The organism is Rhizobium sp. SEMIA 4085, from assembly GCF_013004495.1.
GTDB lineage: Bacteria > Pseudomonadota > Alphaproteobacteria > Rhizobiales > Rhizobiaceae > Rhizobium > Rhizobium gallicum.
Genome location: NZ_JABEPH010000211.1, coordinates 1 through 10,634 on the forward strand (window position 1 = coordinate 1; position 10,634 = coordinate 10,634).

Sequence of the window (10,634 nt, forward strand, 5' to 3'; positions counted from 1 at the left end):
CGTTGCGCTTTCTCAGTCGAGATTTAGCGCTCCATAGACTGTCTGTCAGTCCACGCTATTTTGTTTTTTTTGGTGGAGCCGCGACCCACCGAGTCTACCACGAGTCCGCTCGTCGGCAGCGTCGGATTGTTATAAGAGCCAGCGTGAATTCCTTCCCGCCAGTGAGCAGGTCAAGGCGCGCCTTCAGCCACTCCTCGTGCGAAACGACTTGATCCTGCATCGTTATTCTCCTGTTCGTTGGTGCTTTGCGGAGCGAAAGCTGAATCGGGACGACAGGTTCCGCTTCGCCGGCTGGAGAGCAGCTTCAGCCAGGGTGCCAAATGAAACGCGCTCATCAGCACGTACATTGGGACCATTCCGGTCAGCGGTGACGTATGAGACGCGGCAGAGCAGATCATGTCCGTACCGCCAGAGACCGACGTCAACACCGCCATGACCGCGAAGGTCGGGGCCGCCGCAAGGGATAGCCAATCGGCGAAACCGAGAGCCGCCAGGTTGCCGCTTTCGCCGGAGGAGCCCAAAGTTTCACGCCGAGCAGCAATCATCGTTGTGATCCCCCCGGCGAAATTGCTTGTCGTACTTGTCGTGGTGGCGCCACCAGACGCCGTGCTCGTTGCGCCCCATAGGAGCACGGTCGAGCCAGGGGTACATACCCCACAGGCCGTCCAGACCGCGCGCATAGCTGGAATAGGTATGGTAGACGATGCCGTCGTCGAGCACGAAGGCACTGAGGCCCGGCCTGTCGCGCGTATATGTGGCAACGTCGGTTCCGGTCATGGCTGCGATCTGCGCGACCGGTCCCTCGCTGCCACGCACCTGCCATTCCTGAACGGTTTTTCCTGCGAGCGGCTCCGGTGCCGGCGGCTCGCGATGGAAATTGTATTCTATGCTGCCCTCGCGCTGCTGCTCTTCAGTAAACCAGACGCCGAAGTCACGGTTGAACTCGCCGCCGTTCGACGACGCCCAGGGAAAGGTCCAGCCCATCCGCCGCTTGAACCCCTGCAGCTTTGCGAGCGGTGCGCGCGAGACCGCCGAGAAGGCGACATCGTGGTTCTCCAGATGGACGACGATGCCGTTGAATCCATCTGCGATCGAAGAGCAGGACGGGCAGCCGGCCGTATAGTCGGGACCGAACATGAAGTGATAGACGAGAAGCTGCGAGCGGCCCCTGAAAAGATCCGCCAGCTTGGTGCTTCCTTCATCGGTCTCGAACCGGTATTCCTTGTCGATCCGAACCCAGGGCAATTCCCGACGCCGCAACGCCAATGCGTCGCTGCGCCGTGTCAGCTCCTTCTCATCCTTGAGCAGGTCGAGCCGTGCCGACAACCACTCTTCGCGTGTTCCGGTTACGTGTGCCGTCATCTTTTCTTCTCCAATGGCTGACTGTCGCCGTCTCATTTTCGGTGCGGCGTGTTGCTTGCTGGTCGTGAATAGACTAGGGCCGGATATCGAATGGTGGGAGTTACAAGTGTGACGGGATTCCGATGGACTCGCTGATCACTGCCGCGGCACGCGCCCTCGCCGCAGGCGATCCCCTCGGCGCATTGAAGCGGGTCGCCCTGCGCGACGACGCTCCAGCACTTGCGCTCAGAGGTATTGCGATGGCGCAGATCGGCGATCTCGTCCGTGCCACGGCTCTCCTCAAGAGTGCGGCGCGTGCGTTCGGCCGCAAGGAGGCGGTGGCGCGCGCAAGGTGTGTCGTCGCCGAGGCCGAGATCGCACTCGTCTCGCGCGATCTCACCTGGCCTGCGAAGGCGCTCGACGCAGCGCGGGCGACCCTCGAAGCCCACGGCGACCGCATCAATGCCGCGCACGCACGGAACGTAGAGGTCCGGCGCCTGCTCCTGATCGGCCGCCTCGACGAGGCCGAGCGTATGCTGGCTACGCTCGATGCAGCACCGCTTCCGCCCGCGTCGAGGGCCGCCCATGAGTTGGTGGTTGCGGGGATCGCCATTCGGCGTCTCCAGACGAAATCTGCGCGCGAGGCTCTCACGCGGGCCAGGCACGCGGCGAGCGAGGCAGATATCCCTGCGCTCATGGCGGAGGTAGAACGAGCATCTCGCCTCCTGATAACGCCCGCAGCGCGTCTGATTGCGCGTGGTGAGCAACGCCCCCTCCTGCTCGAGGAGATCGAAGCGCTCCCGGCGTCCGGTGCGCTTGTTGTGGACGCGTGCCGGAATATCGTGCGGGACGCGCGGCTGGCCGTCCCGCTCGCGACGCGCCCGGTGTTGTTCGCGCTTGCCCGTGCGCTGGGCGAAGCCTGGCCTGGAGACGTGCCGAGGGGCGTGCTCATCGCACGCGCATTCCGGGGAAAACATGCCGATGAATCCCATCGCGCGCGGCTGCGGGTCGAGATCGGGCGGCTGCGCGCGGAAATCCGGACGCTTGCAGATGTGAAGGCGACGAAGCGAGGCTTTGCGTTGGCGCCGCGCCGGGCTTGCGAGATCGCTGTGCTGGTGCCGCCCGTCGAAGAGCAGCATCCGGCGGTGCTCGCCTTTCTGGCCGACGGCGAGTCATGGTCGAGCTCAGCACTTGCGATTGCGCTCGGAGCCAGCCCGCGCACGGTACAGCGGGCGCTCGAGCAGCTTGCCGCAGCAGGCAAGGTGCAGTCTTATGGTCGCGGGCGGGCGCGTCGCTGGATGACCCCGCCCGTGCCGGGATTCCCGACAATCTTGTTACTCCCCGGTGCGCTGCCGGGTGATTAAGGTCCGTGCCTGAGCTGAGTTGAAAACCTGAAACGACAGGGTGGAATCATGAAAAGATCCGCAGCCGAAATTCTCCGTGAATATGGACCTTTTCCGGGTGCCGAGCAGGTGCACGGCGTCTCCTTCGACGGGCGGCACGTCTGGTTTGCTTCCGGAGACAAACTGAACGCCCTCGACCCCGCGAGCGGAGAGACGGTGCGCTCCATTGATGTTGCCGCGCACGCAGGGACCGCCTTCGACGGCGAGCATCTGTTTCAGATTGCCGAGGACCGCATCCAGAAGATCGACCCGAAGACCGGCCGCGTCCTCGCCACGATCCCGGCGCCCGGCGGCGGCGACTCTGGCCTTGCCTGGGCCGAGGGCACGCTCTGGGTGGGGCAATACCGGGACCGCAAGATCCATCAGATCGATCCGGAGACAGGAGCGATTCTCCGCACCATCGAGTCCAGCCGCTTCGTCACGGGGGTCACCTGGGTCGACGGCGAACTCTGGCACGCCACCTGGGAAGGTGACGAGAGCGACGTCAGGCAAATCGACCCTGAAACGGGAGAGGTCCTGGAAGTGCTCGCTATGCCGGCCGATGTCGGCGTCTCCGGACTCGAGTCCGATGGCGGCGATCAGTTCTTCTGCGGCGGCGGAAGCAGCGGTAAAGTGCGGGCCATCCGCCGGCCGAGGTGAGACGCGCCGCAGTACAGTCACCAGCTACGCAAAACGGCACTAATCTTCGCTTCCGGGGCTATCCGGACCTTCAGCGGTTTTATATCTCTGCCGAAAAGGCAGCATGCCTTTGCCGTTACCCAGGAACGTCTCAGTCTGGCAAGACGGCGGAATGGCGAAGGGCTGTTCCGATCCCTCAACGAAGTTCCTGGCATTCGATCAGTTCAATCCGACCCTTGCCCTTGATTTCTACGAAGCCCAGTGTATGCCCGCGACCCCGCTCGCGTATGCGATGCCACGTGGCCCCGCTGGTCGCTACAGTCCCAGGGCTAGCATGGGCTGCGATCCGGGAGGCCATATTGACCGTGTCGCCCCACAGGTCGAACACGTATTGCCGCTGCCCGATGATTCCCGCCACAACCGGACCGAATTGAACGCCGACTCGCACCTCCCATTTGGGCTCGATGCGGCGTGATGCCCTCACCATGTCGAGCCCGCATTGCAAGCTGGCAAAAACCGGATCTGGCATGCGGTCAAACAGGCCGGCCGTAGCCATAAAGGCGTCACCAATAGTCTTGATCTTCTCCATCCCATGCTGACTGACGATTCGTTCATATTCGCCGATCAGCGCCTGGAGATCCTCCACCACTTTCTCTGGCGGATTCTCGTCGCAATAGGCTGTGAAGCCAACGACATCACAAAATAGCACCGCGACTTCATTGTATCGGCGGGGACGGACCTCATTGGTCGCTTTGAGCTCACGCACCGCGCCGGCGGGTAGGATGGCGTACAGAAGCTCGTCGGCTCGGCGCTTTTCGTTTTCGATTTGCTGCATATATACCGCCTCTTGGTCGCGCAGCCTCTTCTTTTCCAGGCACGCGGCCACGCGGGCACGCAGCAGAACCGCGTTGAACGGTTTTGCCAGATAATCCTCGGCACCGAGGCTGATGCAGCGCGCCACATTGTCGATCTCATCGACCGCCGATATCATGACAACCGGAATGTTGCGCAGCGTTGTGTCGGCTTTCAGGTGCTCGAGCACTTGGTAGCCGTCCATTTCCGGCATCGTAATGTCGAGCAGCACGAGGTCGAACGGTCTCGTTGCCAGCATTTCGAGCGCCTCGCGTCCATTGCTGGCGCATGCCACGTTCCGGTAGCCTTCTCGCTTCAACCGCTCGGTCAGCGTAAAGCGATTGTCCTCGTTATCATCGACGACGAGCAGGGCATGTCCAACCTCACTCATCGCATCGACTCCTTTGGGAGCAGGGCCTTGATCTTTCCAAGCAGGCGCGCGAAGTCGACGGGCTTGGTATCGAAGTCATCGCACCCGGCCGCCAGTGCTGCTTCGCGGTCGCCAGCCATCGCGTGCGACGAGAGTGCGATCACGGGAATACCCCGCGTCTCAGCCAATGCCTTGAGACGTCTTGTCGCCTCCCAGCCGTCGAGGACGGGAAGGCTTAAGTCCATCAGAATGAGCGCCGGCGCGTCCGATCGTGCACGCGCCACGCCCTGATCGCCATCGGTGGCGACGACTACCTCGTAGCCTTTGCGTCTTAGCCGCGCAGACAGCATGTAGATGTTGTCGTCATTGTCCTCGACATAGAGGATCCTAACCATCACGGCGGTCCTTGTCAGGTGAGCTTCGTTTGACAATGTATCGAGCAACCATCTTGCGCAATTCCTCCAGAAGGTCGTCGCGGCTGAAGGCGGTCTTGGCGAGCACGCGCTCGACGCCACCGTTCAGACGAAGGTGGTCTTCCTTGCCAAGGGTTGCCGCCGTCACAACCACGACCGGCATCGCCTTGAAGGCAGGCTGCTTTCGCAGTGCGATAAGGAACTCGAAGCCGTCCATTTCCGGCATGATGAGGTCGAGAATGATCAGGTCCGGAGGCGCGCGGATCAGCCGTTCCAGCGCGACCCGGCCATTCTCGGCCTCGTCCACATCGCAACCCTCGGTACTCAATATACGACGCCATTGCTGGCGCGTGTTCTCATCATCTTCGACGATCAGAACACGAAGCGCTCGGCTGGGCGCGCCGGACCAGAATTTGGCGATCAGTTTGCGGAGCGCATCGCGGTCGATCGGTTTCATCAAGTAATCGGCGGCACCGAGCGCATACCCCCGATTCCTCTTATCGGCCATGGTGAGCATCACCACGGGGATACTCGCGAGCTCAGGATCTGCCTTCAGTTGCTGCAGGACGCTCCAGCCGTCGCAGCCCGGCATGAGCACGTCAAGGGTGATGAGTGCTGGCTTCCCCTGCCGGGCCAGATTAAGGCCTTCGGCACCGTCCCTGGCCGTCACTACATCGCAACCCTCGCGGGCAAGGAACCGGCGCATCTGGTCCCGCACCGCCTTATCGTCATCAACGACGAGGACCACGTTCGAGACGAGGCGAAGGTTATCATCAACGGCGATCCCGGAGCCAGGGGCAGGCTGCTCTTCTAGCATGGGGCCAGCGTCGATTGCCGACGGCAGCCACACCGTGAACTTGGTACCGGCGCCGGGGATGCTGTCTACAGTGATCTGGCCATCCATCGCGCGGCACAGACGTTGGCTGATGGCAAGCCCTAGCCCGGTGCCGCCGTACTTGCGGGTGGTGGAGCTGTCGGCCTGACTAAACTCCTGGAACAGGTTCGTCATCTGCTGCGGCGTCATGCCGATGCCAGTGTCGGCGATGGTGAACATCACGCCACCGCCTCCATCACGCTTCGCGCAGGTCGCCCCAATCGTCACTTGGCCGTTCTCCGTGAACTTGCAGGCGTTACTCAACAGGTTGAGGAGGATCTGGCGCACCCGAAGCTGATCGGCGCGCATGGTGCCAATGTCATCCGCGCAGTGGATGATGATCCGGTTGCGGTTTTTCTGCGCAAGGGGCTGCGCGGTTGTGGCGGCATCTTGAACCATTCCCGCGATATCGAACTCCTCGATATGCAATTCCAGGCGGCCGGCCTCGATCTTTGACAGATCGAGGACCTCATTAATGAGCTTGAGCAGATGCTTGCCGGCGCGCGAAACCCGCTGAAGCGGTTCGACCAGTTCGTCCTGGCCAGCTTCGCTGGCATCTTCCTGCAGCATTTCGGTAATGCCCAGGATGGCGTTCAGCGGCGTGCGCAACTCGTGGCTCATGCTGGCAAGGAACTTGCTTTTGGCCTGGGTCGCCGCCATGGCCGCGTCGCGGGCGATCTCGAGCTCCGTTTCATGCCTCTTAAGTTTGCTGATATCGGTGTAGACCGCGACCGTGCCGCCACCGGTAATGCGCCGCTCGTTTACCTGAACCCAGTGGTCATGGCTGCGATGTTGAACGAGCGTCTGCTTAGGGTTGCAGTGCGCCTCAAGCCGCGCGGCGAGCCACTCCTCCTCCCGACCTTTCGCATCCTCGACGAGGCCCTGTTCCACCGCCTTGCGCACAATCGTCTCAAATTGCGCACCCGGTACGACGGCATCGGCTATGCCGGGATAGAGGATTTCCCTATAGCGGCTGTTGCACAGAACAAGTCGGTCCTCAGCATCGTAAAGGGCGAAGCCCTCGGAGATGCTCTCGATCGCATCGACGAGTCGCTGGCGCGCTTCGGCGACCTCACGCAGGTTTTTTTCCTCGACCTCGACCGCAGTGTCGCGGAACAACAGAAGCGCCTTGGCCATGCGGCCGATCTCGTCGCGGCCCGTGGGAGGCAGTGGTGCGCGAAGATTGCCGCCGGCGATGGCAAGCATGCTTTGGCTCAGCCCCGACAAGCGGGCAAGAAGATTGCGGTCGACATACAGCCATACGACCAGCACCGAACTCAGGAGGCTCAGAACGGCTGAGCCAAGAACAACACCGGTACCGTAGCGCTGGACGGTCGCAGCTTCACGGCCAGCCTCGGTGATGTCACGGTTTGCCGCAGCTACCAGGCGATCCACGGCAACGGTCAAATTACGCGAGAGCTGAGCGTTCTCGACCAATAGCTTCCCGCCGTTTGCGAGTAATGCGAGCTCATCCTCACGCGCTTGCGCGATGCTCTTCGGGCCGTCGATCAGCCCCTCGAACTCGTCAACGCGCTGGCGGAACCGCGTCCGCAGCTTCTCATCGATCTCCGATGTCACCGCCGCAAGCGACTCGACCGAGCGGCGCAGCGGAAACGACATCACCGCTAGGTCGCCGGGCGTCGGCGCAACCGCCGTTTTGAGCAGCGCTTCGTTGATCGCGGAAATCTCCCGTTGGGCCTTTTGTTGCGGGATGTAGGCGGAAATTGCCTGAGCAAGCTCTGTCGTCGCCGCCGCGCGTGCTTCGGGTGGTACGGCGGCATCCGCCACGGTTACGCGCCACTGGGGGACCTTCGAGTTCATCACGAGGATGCCGGGTGCCACAAGACGCTCGCTTGCGACTGTCGTAGCCGACAAACGGCCCAGCAGTTCCTCTTTGCGTGCAACCACACCGAGGCGATCGGCGACAAGATCGTTGAGAGCATTGAGATTGCGCCTCAGGCCAATCACTGCGGCTTCGATCTCAGCCACCGCCGCCGTGCTTGCCGCGGTGCCTTTGAGCGCGGCGAGCAAGTCTTCCAGGCGCGACATCTCCACTCCGATCGCAGCCGAGACCTCGTTGTGCTGAACCGTGCTGGTCGTAGCAAGTACGGCCGGCGTAGTGGCGGCGACCCGCTCAGCTTGGCGGGGGAGCTCGGGCGATGGAAGCGCCGACGGGACCCGTCGCTCCGTGATCCTTTCGACGACCTCGCCCACTTGCAGGAAGGCATACACGGCTGCAGCGGTTGCGAGTACCGCGAAGGTGCTGATCCCAAAGAAAGCGAAGAGTAAGCGACCACGTATGCCGAGACGTTCAAACATCGCGGCGACCCATCGATCCGGCTGATGTGGTCAACATGGCCCGCACAGCTTTTTTCTCGAACGCAATCCGCCGTGGTCAGCGTTGCGTTATTCCAATGGCACGTATTCGCCACCCTTCCAGATATACCATACCCAGCTCTGGACCGTGAGGTCGCCCTTCTCGTCAAAGTCGATACGGCCCAATACAGTATCAAACGAGTGGCCGCGCAATGAAGCAATCACCTCGCCCGCCTCCAGCGAACCGGCTTCCTTGAGCGCCTGCGCCCAGGCCTGAACGGCGCCGTAGCTCAGCAGCGTGTAGCCTGCGGGTTCGAAGTTTTCTGCACGGAACCGCTCGACCACCGGGGCCGCTTCGGGGGTTCGCCGGGCGTCTGCGGAGAACGTGAAAAGGGTTCCTTCAGCGGCTGGACCGGCGATCAGCGCAAATTCCTCGGTTGCCAGGGCATCGCCTGAGATGAACTGAACCGCGTAGCCTTGATCGTGTGCAGCGCGAACCATCAACGCAACTTCAGCATGATAGCCGCCGACATATACGACGGCGACTTTTGCAGCCTTTAGTGCAGCGATTTCAAACGAATAGTCGTTCTTCGCAGGACTGTACGCCTCGTAGATCGTGTCGGTCGCGCCCCTCTTGTTCAACTGCTTTTTGGTCTCATCGGCAAGGCCCCTGCCATAGGTGGTGCCATCATGAAGGATTGCAATTTTCTTGTTGCCCCAATTATCGGCCAGATAGTTGCCGGCGACGACGCCTTGTGCATCGTCGCGACCAATGACGCGAAACACGTTGGCACGGCCTTGCTCGGTCAGCAGCGGATTGGTCGACCCCGGTGAAATCTGCAGAACTCCCGCCGCCTCATAAACCTTTGATGCCGGGATCGAGGCTCCAGAGCAGTAGTGCCCGACGACGAGAACCACACCGTCAGCCACGAGTTCTTTGGCGACGGCCACCGCTTGCTCTGGATCGCAGAAGTCGTCGACCGCGATGAGCCGCACCCGCTGGCCTAAAACGCCGCCCGCCGCATTGATATCGGCCACGGCCATCTCTGCGCCACGCTGTCCCTGTTCGCCGATCCACGCGAGCCGTCCGGTCATCGCTGCTGAAACGCCGATCAGAACCTCAGCGTGCGCGGAATAACCGACCACGGCTGCAAGCGCGAAAACTGAGACGGCGATACGGTGCATGAAACAGCCTTCCGCCTTGATACCAATCTTGCGCACGAGAGGGGTACCGCAACCGCAGCGGGGGCGCCTCTGTCATGATGTGGCACTCGCGACCTGCCGCGATCAGCAGTCTGCTATTCCAGCGGCGCCTAGTCGCACGTTTCAAAATATACCATGCGGCGCTGAGGAGTGATACGGCCTTTAGTGTCGATGGCGCTGAGCAGGGCACGTTGATGGCGAGACGTGAGCGGCTCCGCCGCAAAGAGGGCCGGCAGCGGGGCTTGCCGAGCGGAACCGCCGAATTTCGCGACGTCTGTCGTATGGTGGGCGCTTGCATGAAGCGATGAAGTGGAAGCCGCAATCAGGGAGGCGGCGAAAAAGGGACTGCCAAAACCCGCCATTATCTGAGACAATTATGCGGGGAGGATTACCTCTAAAGTTCGCTCAGCCGCAGAGGGCGGTTTCGAATCTGTATCCCGTCGAAACATCCTTGGATCCTGCCCCGTCCGCAGCGATGAGTCTGCTGTCGGCAAGCATCTAGCGAACACCTTTCATTGTTCAGCAAACGCGAGCCAGGAGCACTTCACATGGTAACGTGGAAACCCGATCCAAGTTTTTATCCGTCACCGCGAATGGCCATGAAGGCTGCGCCGGAGACACTTGCCTATGTCGTCGCCTTCGATCCGACCCGAGCGGTTCCCGACGAACTCGCGGTCGTCGATGTCGATCCTCAATCAGCCTCCTATAGTCAGATCGTCACATCGCTTGCGATGCCTAATGTCGGTGACGAGTTGCATCATTTCGGCTGGAACGCCTGTTCATCCTGCCTTTGCCCGAATGCGCCGCATCCGCATGCAGAGCGCCGCTATCTGGTGGTGCCGGGATTGAAATCCTCGCGTATCCATATCATTGACACCAAGCCCGATGGCCGCAGGCCATCGATCGTCAAGGTCATCGAACCCGGCGAACTCGCCGACCGGGCCGGTTACTCCAGGCCGCATACCGTTCACTGCGGACCAGAAGGGATCTATGTCGCAGCACTTGGCAATGCCGAGGGTAAGGGACCAGGCGGCGTATTCCTCATGGATCACGAGACATTCGAGGTTCGCGGCCAGTGGGAAATGGATCGCGGACCGCAACAGCTTTCCTATGACGTCTGGTGGCATCTCGGCCACGACACACTCATCACCAGCGAGTGGGGCACGCCGGATACGTTCGGAAACGGCCTGGTACCGAAGATCCTGCTCGGCGCGGAATACGGCCGCCGTCTGCACTTGCAGGAA

The 10,634-nt window shown here is 61.7% G+C and carries 9 protein-coding genes and 1 pseudogene; 3 read left to right on the forward strand and 7 right to left on the reverse strand.

Going from position 1 to position 10,634, the window contains the following annotated elements:
- Positions 1 to 170 precede the first annotated feature (170 nt).
- Positions 171 to 545, reverse strand: coding sequence for a hypothetical protein (locus C9413_RS20040; RefSeq protein ID WP_170250810.1), 375 nt, complete (start codon positions 543 to 545; stop codon positions 171 to 173).
- Entirely contained in the window at positions 526 to 1,362 is an 837-nt protein-coding gene (locus tag C9413_RS20045) for a thioredoxin family protein (RefSeq protein WP_170250811.1), read from the reverse strand. Before C9413_RS20045 ends, C9413_RS20040 begins: the two co-directional genes overlap by 20 nt.
- A gap of 122 nt (positions 1,363 to 1,484) precedes the next feature.
- Here C9413_RS20045 and C9413_RS20050 point away from each other — a divergent pair, with 122 nt between their 5' ends.
- On the forward strand, positions 1,485 to 2,705 hold the full coding sequence (locus tag C9413_RS20050) for a hypothetical protein (protein ID WP_039844042.1): 1,221 nt from the start codon (positions 1,485 to 1,487) through the stop codon (positions 2,703 to 2,705).
- Between the two features lie 48 nt (positions 2,706 to 2,753).
- Complete coding sequence (locus tag C9413_RS20055; RefSeq protein WP_039844043.1) at positions 2,754 to 3,383, forward strand: PQQ-binding-like beta-propeller repeat protein; 630 nt, start codon at positions 2,754 to 2,756, stop codon at positions 3,381 to 3,383.
- A gap of 175 nt (positions 3,384 to 3,558) precedes the next feature.
- Here the strand turns inward: C9413_RS20055 and C9413_RS20060 are convergent, their stop codons facing one another.
- The 5 genes and pseudogenes from C9413_RS20060 to C9413_RS20075 all read right to left on the reverse strand — a co-directional run bounded on the left by C9413_RS20060 (position 3,559) and on the right by C9413_RS20075 (position 9,372).
- The gene (locus C9413_RS20060) at positions 3,559 to 4,605 is read right to left on the reverse strand and encodes an adenylate/guanylate cyclase domain-containing protein (RefSeq protein ID WP_039844044.1); all 1,047 of its coding nucleotides are present in this window, start codon (positions 4,603 to 4,605) and stop codon (positions 3,559 to 3,561) included.
- Positions 4,602 to 4,979 (reverse strand): response regulator, encoded by a 378-nt coding sequence (locus tag C9413_RS20065; protein ID WP_039844045.1) that lies wholly within the window; start codon positions 4,977 to 4,979, stop codon positions 4,602 to 4,604. Before C9413_RS20065 ends, C9413_RS20060 begins: the two co-directional genes overlap by 4 nt.
- On the reverse strand, positions 4,972 to 6,492 hold the full coding sequence (locus tag C9413_RS33620; protein ID WP_246703800.1) for a response regulator: 1,521 nt from the start codon (positions 6,490 to 6,492) through the stop codon (positions 4,972 to 4,974). Before C9413_RS33620 ends, C9413_RS20065 begins: the two co-directional genes overlap by 8 nt.
- Before the next feature lie 3 nt (positions 6,493 to 6,495).
- A pseudogene (locus C9413_RS33625) lies at positions 6,496 to 8,190 on the reverse strand (PAS-domain containing protein); the annotation flags it as partial.
- Between the two features lie 87 nt (positions 8,191 to 8,277).
- On the reverse strand, positions 8,278 to 9,372 hold the full coding sequence (locus C9413_RS20075) for a branched-chain amino acid ABC transporter substrate-binding protein (protein WP_170250813.1): 1,095 nt from the start codon (positions 9,370 to 9,372) through the stop codon (positions 8,278 to 8,280).
- 566 nt (positions 9,373 to 9,938) lie between these two features.
- Between C9413_RS20075 and C9413_RS20080 the strand changes: the two genes are divergently transcribed.
- The coding region (locus tag C9413_RS20080; RefSeq protein WP_246703799.1) for a selenium-binding family protein at positions 9,939 to 10,634 on the forward strand (696 nt) is incomplete at its 3' end.